The sequence below is a fragment of the Comamonas sp. BIGb0152 genome (assembly GCF_024809975.1).
Lineage (GTDB): Bacteria > Pseudomonadota > Gammaproteobacteria > Burkholderiales > Burkholderiaceae_C > Comamonas.
Genome location: NZ_JANUDY010000005.1, coordinates 45,710 through 61,472, shown reverse-complemented (window position 1 = coordinate 61,472; position 15,763 = coordinate 45,710). Strand labels below are relative to the sequence as shown.

The following is a 15,763-nucleotide window of genomic DNA, read 5'->3' as shown; positions in this document are numbered from 1 at the left end:
CGGCACGCACAGGTGCTAGCCGATGGCGGCTGCCACGATGATGCTGATGCCCAGGCTCATTGCGGCCACCACCACGCCCAGCGCGAGGTTCTGCTTTTCCACAATCTCGGACCACATGTCCACGGGCGTGATCTTGTCGATGATCAAAAAGCACAGCCAGAACACCACCACGCCCACCATGGCAAACAGGATGGAGCCAAAAAACGCCGCAGGGCGGAACCATTCCAAATCCATCACAACTCTCCTTCGTCAAAAGCGCGCCTTTTCAGGCTATGCGCAGCGCTGTTGCCAGCAATTGTTTATTTGTGGCTGCCGCCAGAGCTGTAGCCACCCCATGCACCGCTGGATGTCCGCCCGGTGCTGGTGCTGCACTTGCTCACATAGGTCGGGTCGGCAGCCAGTTTGCGCCGCTCCTGCGCAGTATCGCAGCCCTTGGGCCACAACCAGCTGAGCAGAAAGACCAGCAGCACCAGCCCGATGATGATGGGCATGCAGCCCAGCTTGGGCAGCGTAAAGCTGCTGGTCTCGGGTTTGAACAGGGCCAGCTGGTCGCTCATGCCAAAGGCGGCTGCGACCGACTCGGGCGTCATCTTGCGGCCCAGCGACCAGCTCAGCTCACGCGCGCTCTGCTCCAGGTTCAGCAGCTGCGCGCCATCCTGGCCCCGGGCAAAGTCCACATTGTCGGTCTTGTCGCCCCGGGCCACCGGCCAGTAAAACTCGCCCAGCACATAGGTGGTCTCGGAGCGGTAGCGCGATTGCAGCTGGTAGGTCTGCTTCTTCCAGGTCGCGGTGCTGCGGCCTGCGCGGTAGTCGGGCGCGCCGGTCAAGGTCTTGACCAGGCTCCAGCCTTCGCTGCTGTTGACCAGGAACTGGAAGCCCTGCTGGCTGTGGTACAGCAGGTACTCGTCCCAGCCAAAGTATTCGTCGTCATCGGGCTCGATCCCCATGCGGTGCTGGAAGCCCACCAACTGCCATTTGCTGCCGGCCAAGGTGGCGATCTTGCCCAGCGGCACGATGGGCTTGACCGGCTCGTCTTGCAGCGCCGCACGCAGTTCCCCGCCAATGCCTTGCGAGACATCGATGAGGGAGCCGCAGCTCGGGCAGGTCAGGCTCTGGGTCGTGTCCAGCTTGATATCGACGCGTGCCGCGCAGCGCGGGCAGTTGAAGTGCCGGCCCTGGTCCTTCTTGGCGGAGGTGGGCCGCAGCCCGGCGATCTTGAGTGCGCCCAGCAGCACCGGCGCGCCCAGGTACACGGCGGGGGGCTGCTCGCTGTAGTCGATGGACAGCACCTTGTCATCGTCGGTGCGCAGCTCCACCACGGTAAAGGGCTTGCCCAGCTCGGGCTGGTGCGGCATCTCGCCCTCGGCGGCCATCAGCTGGGCCAGCACCACGCTGGTCACGCTGTACTGCACGCCGCTGATCGCAATGCTCTGGCCCGGCTGCCAGCGGTCGGCCGGCGGCAGGTTCTTGGCGGGGGCCTGGCTCGCGCGGCTCAAAACAAACTGGCCGTTGTCTTCGCTGATAACGGCGGTCTCACCGCTGTCACCCAGCGCCAGCCATTCATTCCAGCTGCCGGTCTCGCCCTTGTACTGCAGCCGGCCCACCAGGCGGAAGCCCTCCGGCTTGCCCTGGCTGCCCTTGGCAAACTGGCCGGTCTGGTTCAGCTTCAAGGGGCTGTAGTCGCTGAAGACCTCGGCCATCTTGCCAATGCGCTTCAAGGCATCGCCCTCACGCACGATGGAGCTGTGGCAATACGGGCAGACGGCAAATACAGACTGGGCGCTGGCAAATTCAACAGGTGCACCGCAACCCGGGCAGGGTGCCGTATAGCTGCGTTGCTGGTCCGTCGTCATAGGTCGTCTGGCTTGTTATGAAGGTGTTTTTGGCGGTGCCCGGTCGGCAACCGCACCGCATCATAGCGCAGGCCTTGGGGGGGGCGGGCCGCCAGCCTGTGACTGGCGGTATTAGCCAAGCCTATGGTTTTTTTAGCGAGGATTCATTGGCCTTTGTCATTGCAAATAAATACCATTTACAGAACCGCCATCGATGTATAGCAAGAAAGAGCCCACCATGTCCCGCTTCCGCCGCAGCCTGCACGACAACCGCCAGACCCTCAAAAAGACCGGCAGCTACTACCTGATCCACATCACGGTTGCAGCGCTGGTGGCCTATGCCGTTACCGGCAACCTGATCGCCTCGCTGACCCTCAGCTTGCTCGAACCCACGGTGCAGGCCTTTGCCTTCTTCTTCCATGAAAAAGCCTGGCAGCGCTGGAATGCGCGCACAGCAGCCGTGCCTGCCGAAGCGCAAGCAGCCTGACGCACCACCCCCTGACAGGACCGACGGGATGTGCGACAGTAGCGCATTGCCGCTACCTACAGGATGCCTCCATGACCCCCTCCATCTTGCGCAAGCCTTTGCCCCTGGCCGCCTGGCCCGCCCTGTGCGTGGCCGTGCTGGCCTTGCAGGGCTGTGATGTGGTGGCGCCCATTGGCAGCAATGCGGTGCTGTCGGACCAGGCCATCGCCGAGAAAACCGCCAACTATTTCAGCAGCACCGAGGCCCATGTCCAGGTCTTTGGCTTTGACCGGCAGCGCGAATCGACGCGCTACCAAGCGAGTTTTCAGGGCAACAAGTACAACTGCTCGATCTATATGAACCAGGTGCGCTGCGACCCGGCGGCAAAATAATCAGCTGCGCAGCGCCTTATCATCGGCGCGCAGCAGCGGCGCCGGGTTGGGAAAGATGTCCTGCCAGACCGGCGCAAAGGCCTGCTCGCCCACACCGGGTGCGTCGCTGAAATCGGGCAACGCCAGCAGGCACAGCTGCAGATGCAGATGGGGCAGCCACCAGCCGTTTTCGGCAAAGTCGCCCAGGTGGGCAAACTCGCTGCCTGCGGCAATCTGATCGCCCGGCTGCCAGCGCCGGGCCGATGCATGGCTGAGATGGCCCCAGATGCTGAAAAACTGAGGATGCGCAGGCCCCTGGTGGCGCAGCACCAGCATGCCGCCATAGTCCAGCCGAATATCACGCACTTCAGCCACCACCACCTCCGCAGCCTGCGGCAGCCGCAGCGCGGTGCCTGCGGGCGCAAACAGGTCAAGGCCCAGGTGGCAGTCGCGCATTGCGCCTTCCAGCCGGGTGGATGCGTAGTTGCTGCTTTGGTACACGCAGCGCTGCTCCATCCAGTGGCCCACCCCCATCTCAAAACCCTGGCGCTGCTGCAGGGCCTCATAAGCGCGGGTGGCGCCTTCGCGGTCCATGCGGGCGCTGGCGGCGGCTACGGGCATATCCGGGCTGCGAAAGTCGATATGGCCCATGCGCGCCTGCGCCAGGCCGGGCATCACATCGCCCCAGCTGCCGCGCTGCTGTGCCACCCAGGCATGGAAGGCGGCAGCCTCCGGCACGGCGCTGAGGCCGCTTTGGTGGCGTGCAATGGCATCGGCGATGGGGTCGGTCTGCAGGGCGGCGTTGGCGGGGATGGTGTTGGTGCTCATGGCTTTTGGAGTTGGCAGTGCTGCACTATCGTATCGGCCAGCGCATGCTGGTTTTGCTCGCGCAGGTGCTCGACCGCGCCGCGCATATCGGCCGGGCGCTCGTCCTGGCCGAGCTTGAACTTGGCTTCAGAGCGCGCCACCGGCATCTCATAACCCACTATGCCGGGCAGGCGCCGCGCCATGCCGCCAGGGCCCAGCTCGCTGCTGTCCCAGGGGCAGCGGCGGCCGCGCTCCATATGGCCCACCAGGTCCTGCAGGTGCGCGACGAGTTCATCCTCTTCCAGCATGCGCGGCGTGCCATGCAGGTGCACCACCTGGAATCCCCAGGTCGGCGCGCTGTCGCGATGCGGGTAGTTGGGGTACCAGGATGGCGAGATATAGCCACCCGGGTCCATCAGGATGGCGATGCTGGGCAGGCCTTGGCGCAGAAAGCGCACATGGTCGCTGGCCGATGCCACATGCGACACCACGGTGCCCAGCGCGCCACGCGTCGTGTCCAGCCTAAAAACGGGGTGGGACAGCGCCACGCCTTCGCTGTGCGGCGTAATCAAGGTGCCCAGCACCACGCGGTCGACCAGCTCCTTGATCTGCGCGGGCTGCTGAGGTTGGTAATAGGGTTTGGTGTAGAGCATCGGGGTCTGGAATCAAGCGTGGACGGGGGGCAGGCGCTGGCCCCAGGGCAAAGCCTGCTCCAGCTGCGCGGCCAGCTGCAGCAGCCGGCTTTCTGCGCCATAGGGCGCGATGAACTGCATGCCCATGGGCAGGCCGCTGGCGCTTTGCCACAGCGGCACGCTCATCGCGGGCACGCCGGCGGCATTGGCCGGGCGGGTGAACACGGTCGCATCCATGAACTCCTGCATAAAGTGCTGCGCATCGTGCTGGCGCACATCCAGCGCCTGCAGGCCCTGGGGCAAGGTGGGCATCACCGGGCAGAGCAGCAGGTCATAGCGGCCAAACATCTCGCCCAGGCGCCTGGCGATGCTGTTGCAGCTATTGCGCGCGGCCAACAACTCGACAGCACCCAGGCGTCTCCCTTGCTCGGCCAGGCCCAGGTTCACCGGTTCAAAAAACTCCGCCGTGGCGGGCTTGCCGGTGCTGCGCACCAAATCATCCACCTCCAGGGCGGTATAGGCGGCAATGATGCGGCTGAAGGCAGCGGCCAGATCGCTGTGCGAGAAGTTCCAGCTGGCGTTTTCGGTCTCGTGGCCCAGCTCCTGCAGCAGGCGGCGCGTGTCCTGCAGGCGCTGCAGGATGTCGCCATCCAGCGCCTGGGCCGGGCCCGCCTCCTGCAGCACGCCAATGCGCAGCCGCCCGGGCGGGCGCAGCAGTGCCTGGCTAAAGTCTTCCGCCTTGGCGGGCGCGGCATAGAGCGAGCCGGGCTCCAGCGCATCAGTCAGGTCCAGCATCAGCGCCGAGTCGCGCACGCTGCGCGTGAGCACATGGTGGCTTACCAGCCCGCCCCAGTTCTCGCTGGAGGTAGGGCCGCAGGCCACGCGGCCGCGCGAGGGGCGCAGGCCAAACAGCCCCGTGCAGGCCGCCGGAATGCGGATCGAGCCCGCGCCATCATTGCCATAGGCCAGCGGCACCATGCGCGCTGCCACCGCTGCGGCCGAGCCACCCGAGGAGCCGCCCACATTGTGCGCAGCGCTCCAGGGGTTCAAGGTGCGGCCATGCAGGCTGGGCGCGGTCGCCACATTGGCCGAGAACTCCGGCAGATTGGTCTTGCCGACGATGACCATGCCCGCCTGCTGGTAGCGGCGCACCAAGGTGTGGTCGGTGGCTGAGACGTTGCCCAGCGCCGCGCGCGAGCCATACGACATGGCCGCGCCGGCATAGCTGGGGCAGTCGTCCTTGAGCAGCACAGGCACGCCGCGCAGCGGCGCGTCGGCCGGCAGCTGGCGCAGCTGTTCCTCGGCCTGTTCGCGCATGGTCAGGATCACGGCATTGAGCTGGGGGTTGCAGCGCTCAATGGCGGCAAAGGCATGGTCCACCGCTGCCTGGAGCGTGAGCGCGCCAGCGCGGATGGCCTGCGCCAGTGCCGTGGCATCGGCGTGGCGGTAGTCGGTTGCAGAAAAAGACATACAGGGTGTGAAACGCAGAGATGAGGGGGAGGCTGGGCGTGGCAAAACCAGGCAGTTTTGGCCACGCGCAGTGGTATCGCTTTGATGCGTTTGGGACTGTTTAGGGCGCGGCGCGGGTCACGCCCCAGAAGCGGTGGGTGCCGGCGGGCCAGCCCTTGTAGCCCTTGATGCCGGGCACCATCGCGGTGACCACGGGCAGGTTGTACAGGCCGATGATGGGCACCTCTTTGGCCATCAGCGCATGGAGCTGGTTGAACAGGTCCTTGCGGCGGGCCGGGTCGCGCTCCATCGCCACCTGCTTGAGCAAGGCTGAGGCCTGCGCATCGTCCCACTGGCGGGTCGGCTCGGCCTTTTTGTCGCCAATCAGCGACTCGTACATCAGCAAGGGATCGAGCCGGGCCGAGTAGGCAAAGATGGCCAGCTCGTACTGGCCCTTGCCATACAGATCCAGCTGCGAGGCCCAGTCGCGCACCTTGATGTCGATATTGATGCCGGCAGCGCCCAGCAGTGCCTGCAAGATGGTGGCCAGCTGCACGCGCTCCTGGCGGTTGGCCACCAGCAGCGTGATGGGCTGGCTCTGGTAGCCCGCTTGCTTGGCCAGCGCGCTGGCGCCCACCGGGTCATAGGCTGGCCAGGCCTTGCTGCGCTGGTCGTAGTAGGGGCTTTGGGGCGATAGCACCGAGGGGTTGGCCGTGAACAGGCCCTTGCCCGCAGCATCTGCCACATCGGGCAGGCTGAGCGCCTTGGCAATGGCCTGGCGCATGCGCACATCCTTGAGCGCGGGGGCCTGCGTCTGCACCTGCAGCACCACCCAGCTGGGCGTGGGCTGCACCTCCACCTGCACGCCCTTGTCCTTGAGCACCTTGATGGTGTCGGGGTCCACATCATCAATGACATCCAGATCGCGCGAGAGCACGCCGTTGGAGCGGGTGCTGGCGTCCGGCACGGTGACAAAGCGCAGGGTGGCAATGCTGGCCTGCTTGTTGCCGGCATAGCCATCGCGCGCGCCAGGCAGGGCGCTGTAGTCGGCAAAGCGCTTGAGCTCGGTGTAGCGCCCGGCCTGCTTTTCAGCAAAGCGGTAGGGGCCGGTACCAATCACCTGGCTGACGCTGCCATTGGCCGCCAAGGAGTCGGCATGGATGATCCAGGGCGTGCACTGGATGGTCGCCAAGGTGATCAGAAAATTGGGTGCGGGCGACGAGAAGCTGAAACGCACCGTCTGGGCATCGACGGCCTTGACCTCTTGCAGCGCGGGCCCGATCTTGCCGTTGTAGCGGTTGATGCACTGGAAGTTGGTCTTGGGATCGAGGTAGCGCTTGAAGTTCCACACCACATCGGCGGCCGACAAGGTCTTGCCATTGTGGAAGCGCACATTGGGGCGCAGCTTGAACTCGTAGCTGCTGCTGTCCTCACTGGCCGTCCAGCTGCTGGCCAGCATGGGCTTGATGGTCAGGTCCTCGCCGTAGGCCACCAGGCCCTCGACCACATGGGCCATCACCATGTCGGAGTTGCCATCGCGGTTGACGCCGGGGTTGACGCTGGCGATATCGGCATGCAGCGCCACGCGCAGCATATCGGGCGCGCCGGCGGCCTGGCTGGGGGCACTGAGCGCGCAGGCTGCAGCTAGCAGCGCGGGCGTCCAAAGAGAGCGGCTGGTGGGCATGGTCTTCCTTGTGGTGGTGGGGACGGTGGCGTGGGGGGCTTAAACCGGGGCGGCTTGCGGCGCGCGCAGGCACTGCTGCAAAAAGGCCTCGACCGGCTCGATGACCTTGAAGGGCTCGTGCGCAATGCCGGGCACGGTGTCGCGCTGCACGCGGATGCCATGCGCGGCAAAGCTGTCGGCCAGCGCGGTGATGCGCTCGATGCGGTTGTCGCCCTGCAGCTGGGCGCCCTCCATCCACAGCGCGCTGTCGCGCGGAATGGTGATCTCCCAGGTGGCGGTGTCGGCCGTGCCGATGAGGGTTTGCACGGCTACCTTGCGCATCGCGGCCAGGTTGAGGCTGCGGCCAAAGCGCTGTTCGATATCGCGCACCCCCACCCACCAGTCGTAGTCGGTGTTGAGCAGGGTGACCACGCCTGGCGCGCCAATCGATACGGCCTGCAGGCGCTCGGGGTGCAGCAGAAAAAAGCGCTGGCAGAACTGCCCGCCGCCCGAGAAGCCGTACATCAGAAAGCGCTGGCTGCGCACGCGGTACTTGGCCGCCACTTCGTCGACCATGGACAGCAGCACCTGGTCATAGCGGATGCCATGAAAAAGGATGCGCTTGTAGTTGGCCAGGTCGCCCGCCACGCCAATGCCGGCGGGAAAGAGCGGCGCCAGCACGATGCAGTCATTGCGGTCAGCAAAGTCGGCAAAGCGGTCGCGGTACTGGCTGGCGGTGCGGCCCGTGCCGTGCACGATCACCGCCAGGTCATAGAGCTTGTCCTCGCTCTCGCTGTAGTTCTTGGGCACATAGAGGCAGTAGCTGAAGCGCTGGTCGAACTGGCTGGCAAAAAAGGTGGTGGCGCCAAAGTCGTAATAGCTGAGCTGGATGCCGTGGCCCTGGCGGGCGGGAGGGGATGACATAAGAAGACTCCTGAAAAGTTGCTGAATTTTTAGGCAGGGCAGGCAGTGCCGTCTGCAGGGGCGTTGGCCCGGCCCTCGGCATGGCGCCAGCGCAGGTGCACGCCGCCATCGGGCGTCGCCTGCAGCATCGGGATCGCATCCAACAGCTGGCGCGTATAGGGGTTCTGCGGCTGGTCAAACACGGCATCGCGCGTGCCCTGCTCGGCAATCAGGCCGCCCTGCACGACGATGACCCGGTCGGCAATCTGCTCGACCACGCCCAGGTCGTGGCTGATGAACAGGCAAGAGAAGCCATAGCGCTGCTGCAGCTCGGCCAGCAGGTCCAGCACCTGGGCGCGCACCGTTACATCGAGCGCAGAGACGGCCTCGTCGGCAATCATCAGCGCCGGGCGGCGTACCAGCACCCGGGCAATGGCTACGCGCTGGCGCTGCCCGCCCGATAGCTCATGCGGGTAGCGCGCCGCAAAATCGCCGCCCAGCCCCACATCGACCAGTGCCTGGTTCACGCGATCGCGCTTGTCGCTGGCGCTCAGGCCTTCGGCCATACGCAGCGCCTCTGCGACCAGGGCCTGCACCGTCATGCGCGGGTCCAGTGATGAATAGGGGTCCTGGAAGACCATCTGGCAGTTGTAGCGGTAGTCCTTGAAACCCGGGCTGCCCGGCAGCAAGGGCTGGCCCTTGTACAGCAGGCTGCCGCTGGTGGGCTGCAACAGGCCCGACAGGATCATGCCCAAGGTGGTCTTGCCCGAGCCCGATTCGCCGACCACGGCCACCACTTCGCCGGGGAAGATATCCAGGCTGATGCCCTTGAGCACACGGGCCGGTGGCCCGCGCCGAAACCAGCGCTGGCGGCCGCCAAACTCCAGCACCAGATCGCGGGCCGACATCAGCGGTGCCGTGCGGTCGATCTGGCGCGGCGCGCGGCGCTGGGGCAGGGTGCGCAGCAGCTGGCGCGTGTAGTCATGGGCGGGCGCGGCCAGCACCTGGGCGGTGGGGCCGGTCTCGACAATGTCGCCCTGCTTCATCACCACCATGCGGTCCGCGTAGCGGGCCACCATCGGCAGGTCATGGCTGATCAGCAGCACGGCGGTGCCGTTCTCACGCGTCAGCTCCAGCATCATCTCCATCACCTCGCGCTGCACCACCGCGTCCAGCGCGGTGGTGGGCTCGTCGGCAATCAGCAGGGCCGGGCGCAGCAGCATGGCCGAGGCGATCATGATGCGCTGGCGCATGCCGCCCGAGAACTCATGCGGGAACGCGCTCAGGATGCGCTGGGTATCGCGCAGGCCCACGCGCTCCAGCATCGCGTGGATGCGCGGCATGTGCTCGGCTCGCGCCTGGGGCAGGTGCATGCGCAGGCCTTCGAGCAGCTGCTCGCCAATGCTCAGGGTGGGTGTGAGCGAGGTCATCGGCTCCTGGAACACCATGGCCACACGCGGGCCGCGCAGCGCGCGCAGCTGGCGCTCGTTCATCGCATACAGCGACTGGCCGTCAAGCAGGATGTCGCCGCCGCTGTGGCTGATGGCATGGGGCGTGAGCCGCATCACCGCGCGGCTGAGCATGGTCTTGCCCGAGCCCGATTCGCCGACGATGCCGACAATCTCGCCCGCGGCCAGCTGCAAGGATGCATTGCGCACCACCAGTTTGCCGGCGCCGGCCGAGAGGCTCAGGTTCTGGATCTGCAGCAGGGTAGGGGATGGGGTCATACGCGCCTCCGCATGCGTGGGTCGAGCCGGTCGCGCAAGGCGTCGCCGAGCAGGTTGATGCCCAGCAATGCCAGCGATATCGCCAGCCCCGGGAAAATCGCCAGCCAGGCGGCCTGGCTGACATAGGAGCGGCTGCCCGCCAGCATGTTGCCCCAGGTGGGTGCTGGCGGCGACACGCCCAGGCCCAGAAAGCTCAAGGAGCTCTCGGCCAGGATGATCCAGCCGCACATCGAGGTGGCCATGACGATCACCGGTGCGATGCAGTTGGGCAGCACATGGCGCAGCAAGGTGTAGGTCTCGGCGTTGCCCATGACGCGCGAGGCGCGCACAAAATCACGCTCGCGCAGGCCCAGCACGGTGCCACGCACCACGCGCACCACCGATGACGCATAGGCCAGTGCCAGCGCGATGATGATGCCGGTGGTGCTGGCGCCAAACACCGCCAGCAGGCCCAGCGCCATCAACAGGCCCGGGAAGGCCAGCAGCGCATCGTTGATGGCCATCAGGATGCGGTCGGGCCAGCCGCGCAGGTAGCCGCTGAGCGCGCCAATCAGCACACCAAAGAAGGTGGCCAGAAACACGGTGCTGAGGCTGATGCGGATGCTGGTAGCGGTGCCGCGCATCAGGCGGCTGAGCACATCGCGGCCCAGCTCGTCCGTGCCCATCCAGTGCTGCCAGCCGGGCGCTGCCAGGCGGGTCTTGAAGTCGAGCTTGAGCGGGTCATACGGCGTCCAGAACGTGGCCAGCAAGGCCACGACGACCACCACGGAGACCAGGCCAGCGCCCAGCCAGAAGGAGAGGGAGCGGCGGTTCATGATGCGGCCACCCTGGGGTCAAAGATGGGGTAGAGCAGGTCCACAAAGAGGTTCACCAGGACATAGATGCTGGCGATGAAGAGCAGGCAGCCCTGGATCAGCGGGTAGTCGCGGGCAAAGATCGCATCGACCAGCAGCCGGCCCAGGCCCGGAATGGTGAACACGGTCTCGATCACCGCCACCCCGGCGAGCAGGTTGCCCAGGATCAGTCCCAGCAGGGTCCAGGTGGGGCCGAAGGAACTTTTGAAGGCATGGCGCAGCATCACCGTCATCTCGCTCAGACCCTTGGCGCGGGCATGGGTGATGTAGTCCAGGTGCAGCACTTCCAAGGTGGAGGCGCGGGTCATGCGCAGGATCACGCCGATCTCATGGAGCAGCAAGGTGGTGATCGGCAGCACCAGGTAGAGCAGCGCCTGCTGCGGGTTCTCGCCAAAGGCGACAAAGCCGACCACCGGAAACCAGCCCAGCTTGAGCGCGAAGAACATCAAGAGCAGCAGCCCCATCCAGAACGCGGGCAGCGACAGCAGCAAGGTGGCGGTGGCCACCAGGGCCAGGTCGGTGATGCGGCCTTGGCGCCAGGCCGCCAGCATGCCCAGCGGCACGGCCACCAGGGTGGCCAGCAGCACGGCAGGCAGCACGATCTGGGCGCTGACGGCAAAGCGCTGCCAGATCAGCGCGGCAACCGGTTGGCGGTTGGCAATCGACTGGCCCAGGTCGCCCTGCAGCACATGGCCGGACCAGACCAGGAACTGCGTGGGCAGGCTGGCGTTGAGGCCCAGCTGCTCGCGCAGGGCCGCCAGCGATGCGGCATCGGCCGAGTCACCCAGCATCAGCGCTGCCGGGTCACCGGGGATCAGGCGCACCAGAATGAAGACGGCCAGCGCCACGATCACCAAGGTCGGAATCGCCATGCCGATGCGGGTGGCAGCGAATTTCCACATGGCGCTCAGTGCTCCAGCGCCGCAGCGGCGGCTGCAGACGGTTCAGCCGCGCCATCGCCCTGCAGGCGGTAGGTGGTGAACTGGCGGTTGATGGCGGGAAGCGGCGCAATCTCCATGATGCCCAGCGCCGGCTCCATCACGATCATCGCGACGGTGGCCGTCAGGTTGCCACCATCGGCGGGGCGCGGTGGGCGGCATACCGCGTAGGGCGAGAGAAAGTCATCAAACAGCGCCTTCTTCAGCGATTCGCGCGTCAGCAAACGGCCTTGCTCCTGCAGGATCTTGCGCACCCGCCAGTCGCGGTAAAAGCTCTCGGGCACATGGGGAATGCCGGTGTCGCGCAGCTTGGCCAGCGCCACGGGGCTGACCCAGTGGTTGGCGTGCACGATCATGCCGTCCTCGGGGTAGAGCGGGAAGGCCTCGTCCGGCGCACATTCAAAGTCAATGCCAAAGCCGGCGGCCGATGCGACCATGATGTTGTTGGAGCAGGACTTGGGCGTGGTGGCCACGGCCTTGGCAGCCAGCGCAAAGTGCTCTTGCTCCAGCACCTTGCGGCGGATCAGGCCCAGCGGAATGCCCAGCTTTGTGTAGTCGCGCTCGCATTCGAGGTAGTTGGCGGTGATCGAGATGCCAGCGGCGTTGAGGCCGCTGCGGGCCAGGCCGCCGGCTTCGACAAAGGTCAGGTAGTCGGGGCCATGGTCCTGGCGCACGCGCAGCACCACGCCGGTCTCGGCGCATTCGGCGCGCCAGTCCCAGTTCTGGCCATGGATCAGGTTGCCCGAGGCGCTGCGCTCGGGCAGCAGCATGGCGCCGGTGCAGCCGTCGTCCAGCTCGTCATCGACGGGTTGGGTGGACTGGGCGCGCGCCAGGGCCACCACTTCGGTGCGGGCATTGATCATCACGATGTCGTCCAGCGCGACGCCCGAGCCCTCGGCAATGCCGCGCATCTCTTCGAGGTAGTTCTCGTCAAAGGCGGCGATCTTCTGGGCGTATTCGGCGATCAGCGCGGCCTTGTGTGCGGCGCTGATGCCGTACTTCTCCAGCGCGCCGCCGTAGAGCGCTGCGCTGCGGGCAATGCGGTCTTTGAGCGCCGCGCCATACTGGCGCCCACGGGCTTGGGGGGCGCCAGACAGCGTGACGAGTGGAAACGGCGACATCTTTTTCCTTTTGTGTTTTGTGAACTTTTAATACATTAATTTCCAGGACTATCGCTGTCAATTTGTTTTTTATAGAATCAAACAAAACTTAGGGAAACTACGATGAAGGATGCAGCCAAGACGGGAAGCCTGGCGCGTATGCTCGGGGCTGGCCGGCAAAAACAAGACGCTGCGCGCCGCCGCCAACGCCACCGCAATGGGCCGGCGAGGGCCGCAACAGCACAACCAAGGGGAGATTCGGTTTGAAGCAATCGCTGAGTTCTTTGCAGATCGACGTCGCGCGCAAGCTGACGGCGCTGATGCATGGAGGCCGCTGGCGCGTGGGCGACCGTATCTCTGACCTGCACCTGGCCGAGGAGCTCAAGGTCTCGCGCACGCCCGTGCGCCAGGCGCTGATGCTGCTGACCGCCCAGGGCCTGGTGGCCTACCACCCGGGCCGGGGGTTTCGGGTCGAGCGCGTGCCCGATGGCGATGATGCGCTGGAGCAGCTGGTGCCGCCTTCTGAGGCCGAGGCGCTGTACAGCCAGATCATGAACCACCGCGCCAGTGGCCAGCTGGCCGGTGAGGTCTCCGAGGCGCAGCTGGTGGAGCTGTTTGGCGTGACCCGGGGCGCCGTGCGCCGCGTGCTGATGCGCTTTGCGGCAGAGGGCCTGACCGAGCGCCTGCCCGGCCATGGCTGGCGCTTTACCGAGAGCCTGGACAACCCCCAGGCCGTGCATGAGAGCTATGATTTTCGGCTGATCGTCGAATGCGGCGCACTCAAGATGGCGGACTTTGCGCCCGATCCCGAGCAGCTGCAGCAGCTGTTCCGCGAGCAGTCAGATATCTTGCAGATGCCCGTCGAGCAGCTGCGCCAGGATGTGTGGTTCAAGGCCAATGCCAATTTTCACGAAACCCTCGTGTCCTGGTCGCGCAACCGCTTTTTGATCGAGTCGGTGCGCCGCCAGAACTCGCTGCGCAAGATCTCGGAGTTTGCGCATTTCAGCCACTTGAGCGAGCAGCACATCCGCCAGGCCTGCACCGACCACCTGGGCATTCTCAAGGCGCTCAAAGAAGGCGATGCCGACTATGCCGCCGCACTGCTGCGCCGGCATATCTCGCGCTCGGCGGAGATCTAAAAACAGGGTCTAGGTTTTTTCCAGCTCAGGCTTGGGCGCGCGCAGCTCGTTCTCGCTCATGCCCCGGCGCCAGTAGGCGACGATCAGCTGCTCCTGCTTACCCAGTCCCAGGCTGTCTACGGCCCAGGCGCGCAGCGCCTGCGCGGTGGCAAATTCGGCACCTACCCATAAAAAGCGGCTTGTGCCTTCGGCGCTTTGCGACGCTGCCCAATCGAGTTGTTGCACCGCCTGCTGCAGCTGATCGCCGGTGCCGGCTGCAAGGCCTGCGCGGTACAGCCAGTGCCACTGCATGCCTGGCGGCAGGCGGATGTCGATGGCATCTTGCGGGTCCGCTATCTCGCAAACCACATGGCCGCGTGTGCTGGCCGGCAGCTGCGCTGCGATGCGGGCCAGCGCAGGCAGGGCGCTGTCGTCACCGGCCAGCACCATCCAGTCGGCCATGCGGGCCGTGCGGCCACCGGGTTTGAGAATCTCGACCTGGTCGCCGATCTGCGCCTGCTGGGCCCAGTGCGCGCCCGGGCCGGCATCGGCATGCAGCAAAAAGTCAATCTCCAGCCATTGCGCATCGGCATCGAAGCTGCGCACGGTGTAGACGCGCGTGCTGCTGGCGCTGCTGCTTGCGGCATCCTGCGCCGACGGAAACACCAGGCGGCAGTGGATATTGTCGTGCTGGCAAAAGGGCGCCAGCTGCGGGCCGGCAAAGCGGATGCGGCGGTAGCCTGCAGAGGGGGAGCAGAGAGAGAGAACCTGGAGAGTCGAAGGCATGCCGCAGTCAGGAGACAAGACGAGAAGGGTGGTGGCCGCTGGCGCCGTGCGGGTCACCAGAATGCCGAGCGGCCATTATGCGGGCGCTCCTGCGCTTGGCCCGTCTCGCTCAGCTCAGGCCTGGCTCAGATCAAACCCGCCTGCAGGCTGCTCACCCGCCAGCACCTGCAGCAGATTGCTGGTCGCCATCTCGGCCATCGCATGGCGCGTCTCGTGCGTGGCCGAGCCGATATGCGGCAGCGCCACCACCTTGGCATGGGTGCGCAGGGGCGATTCGACCGGCAGCGGCTCGGTGGCAAACACATCCAGGCCGGCGGCGCGGATCTGGTCGGTGTCGAGCGCATGCAGCAACGCGGCCTCGTCGACAATCGCGCCGCGTGAGCCATTGATGACGATGGCGCTGGGCTTCATCAGCGCAAAGGCCTCGGTGCCCAGCAGGTGCTTGGTCTCGGGGGTGGAGGGCACGACGGAGACGACAAAGTCCGCCTCGCGCAGCAGCGCATCGCGCGCCACATAGTGCACCTGGCCGGCCAGCGCGCCCAGCTCGCCGTCTGCCACCACGCTGCGGTTGTTGTAGAGCACGCGCATGCCAAAGCCCAGCGCTGCGCGCCGCGCCAGCGCCATGCCAATGCGGCCCATGCCCAGAATGCCCAGGGTCTTGCCATGCACATCCCAGCCAAACAGCTCTTCGCCAATATTGCGCTGCCACTGGCCTGAGCGCACATACATCGCCAGCTCCGGAATGCGGCGGCTGGTGGCCATCAGCAGCGCAAAAATGGTGTCGGCTGTCGTTTCCGTCAGCACGCCCGGCGTGTGGCACAGCGCAATGCCGCGCTCGCGCAGCGATGCCAGCGGGTAGTTGTCCACGCCCACCGAGATGCTGGAGATCACCTGCAGCTGCGGCGCCTCATCCAGCAGCGCATCGGTGATGGGGTAGCTCGACCCGATCAGCGCCTGGGCCTGGGGCAGCGCCGCAAAAAACGCATCGCGCTGCGCCGCAACGCGCGGGTTGGCCACGGTCACATCGTGCGCGGCTTGCAGGCGGGCCAGTTGGTCTTCGGGCAGTTCACGAAAAACCAAAATCTTGTGGCGGGTGCTGGTCATGGGCGTTCCTGGG

The 15,763-nt window shown here is 65.9% G+C and carries 16 protein-coding genes; 3 read left to right on the top strand and 13 right to left on the bottom strand.

Going from position 1 to position 15,763, the window contains the following annotated elements; translation table 11 throughout:
• Nucleotides 1-15: 15 nt before the first annotated feature.
• A complete protein-coding gene (locus tag M2375_RS11295) occupies nt 16-234 on the bottom strand; it encodes a DUF350 domain-containing protein (protein WP_259166353.1) in 219 nt (72 codons plus the stop codon).
• Nucleotides 235-299: 65 nt separating this feature from the next.
• A complete protein-coding gene (locus M2375_RS11290) occupies nt 300-1,853 on the bottom strand; it encodes a DUF4178 domain-containing protein (RefSeq protein ID WP_259166352.1) in 1,554 nt (517 codons plus the stop codon).
• A gap of 217 nt (nt 1,854-2,070) precedes the next feature.
• On the opposite strand from M2375_RS11290, the gene M2375_RS11285 reads away from it, so the two are divergent.
• Both M2375_RS11285 and M2375_RS11280 read left to right on the top strand, forming a co-directional pair.
• Nucleotides 2,071-2,319, top strand: a complete 249-nt coding sequence (locus M2375_RS11285) for a DUF2061 domain-containing protein (RefSeq protein ID WP_259166350.1) — start codon at nt 2,071-2,073, stop codon at nt 2,317-2,319.
• Nucleotides 2,320-2,390: 71 nt separating this feature from the next.
• Nucleotides 2,391-2,690, top strand: coding sequence for a hypothetical protein (locus M2375_RS11280; RefSeq protein ID WP_259166348.1), 300 nt, complete (start codon nt 2,391-2,393; stop codon nt 2,688-2,690).
• Here the strand turns inward: M2375_RS11280 and M2375_RS11275 are convergent, their stop codons facing one another.
• The 9 genes from M2375_RS11275 to M2375_RS11235 form a co-directional block, all read right to left on the bottom strand.
• Nucleotides 2,691-3,497 carry a peptidoglycan DD-metalloendopeptidase family protein gene (locus M2375_RS11275; RefSeq protein WP_259166344.1) on the bottom strand — a complete coding sequence of 269 codons (807 nt, stop codon included), beginning with the start codon at nt 3,495-3,497 and terminating at the stop codon, nt 2,691-2,693.
• Entirely contained in the window at nt 3,494-4,129 is a 636-nt protein-coding gene (locus tag M2375_RS11270; protein WP_259166342.1) for an FMN-binding negative transcriptional regulator, read from the bottom strand. The genes M2375_RS11275 and M2375_RS11270 overlap by 4 nt, the downstream gene beginning before the upstream one ends.
• 12 nt (nt 4,130-4,141) lie before the next feature.
• Nucleotides 4,142-5,578 carry an amidase gene (locus tag M2375_RS11265; RefSeq protein WP_259166340.1) on the bottom strand — a complete coding sequence of 479 codons (1,437 nt, stop codon included), beginning with the start codon at nt 5,576-5,578 and terminating at the stop codon, nt 4,142-4,144.
• 100 nt (nt 5,579-5,678) lie between these two features.
• Nucleotides 5,679-7,241, bottom strand: a complete 1,563-nt coding sequence (locus tag M2375_RS11260) for an ABC transporter substrate-binding protein (protein WP_259166336.1) — start codon at nt 7,239-7,241, stop codon at nt 5,679-5,681.
• A 39-nt stretch (nt 7,242-7,280) separates the two neighbouring features.
• Nucleotides 7,281-8,144, bottom strand: a complete 864-nt coding sequence (locus M2375_RS11255; RefSeq protein WP_259166335.1) for an alpha/beta hydrolase — start codon at nt 8,142-8,144, stop codon at nt 7,281-7,283.
• 29 nt (nt 8,145-8,173) lie between these two features.
• On the bottom strand, nt 8,174-9,850 hold the full coding sequence (locus M2375_RS11250; RefSeq protein ID WP_259166332.1) for an ABC transporter ATP-binding protein: 1,677 nt from the start codon (nt 9,848-9,850) through the stop codon (nt 8,174-8,176).
• Entirely contained in the window at nt 9,847-10,665 is an 819-nt protein-coding gene (locus M2375_RS11245; RefSeq protein ID WP_259166330.1) for an ABC transporter permease, read from the bottom strand. The genes M2375_RS11250 and M2375_RS11245 overlap by 4 nt, the downstream gene beginning before the upstream one ends.
• Nucleotides 10,662-11,606, bottom strand: coding sequence for an ABC transporter permease (locus tag M2375_RS11240; RefSeq protein WP_259166329.1), 945 nt, complete (start codon nt 11,604-11,606; stop codon nt 10,662-10,664). Before M2375_RS11240 ends, M2375_RS11245 begins: the two co-directional genes overlap by 4 nt.
• A gap of 5 nt (nt 11,607-11,611) precedes the next feature.
• Nucleotides 11,612-12,763, bottom strand: a complete 1,152-nt coding sequence (locus tag M2375_RS11235) for a C45 family peptidase (protein WP_259166324.1) — start codon at nt 12,761-12,763, stop codon at nt 11,612-11,614.
• Between the two features lie 242 nt (nt 12,764-13,005).
• On the opposite strand from M2375_RS11235, the gene M2375_RS11230 reads away from it, so the two are divergent.
• Nucleotides 13,006-13,881 (top strand): GntR family transcriptional regulator, encoded by an 876-nt coding sequence (locus M2375_RS11230; RefSeq protein WP_259166318.1) that lies wholly within the window; start codon nt 13,006-13,008, stop codon nt 13,879-13,881.
• Nucleotides 13,882-13,890: 9 nt separating this feature from the next.
• Here the strand turns inward: M2375_RS11230 and M2375_RS11225 are convergent, their stop codons facing one another.
• Complete coding sequence (locus tag M2375_RS11225; RefSeq protein ID WP_259166311.1) at nt 13,891-14,646, bottom strand: siderophore-interacting protein; 756 nt, start codon at nt 14,644-14,646, stop codon at nt 13,891-13,893.
• Nucleotides 14,647-14,760: 114 nt separating this feature from the next.
• Nucleotides 14,761-15,750: a D-glycerate dehydrogenase gene (locus tag M2375_RS11220; protein ID WP_259166308.1), complete on the bottom strand. Its 990-nt coding sequence runs from the start codon at nt 15,748-15,750 to the stop codon at nt 14,761-14,763.
• Nucleotides 15,751-15,763 lie beyond the last annotated feature (13 nt).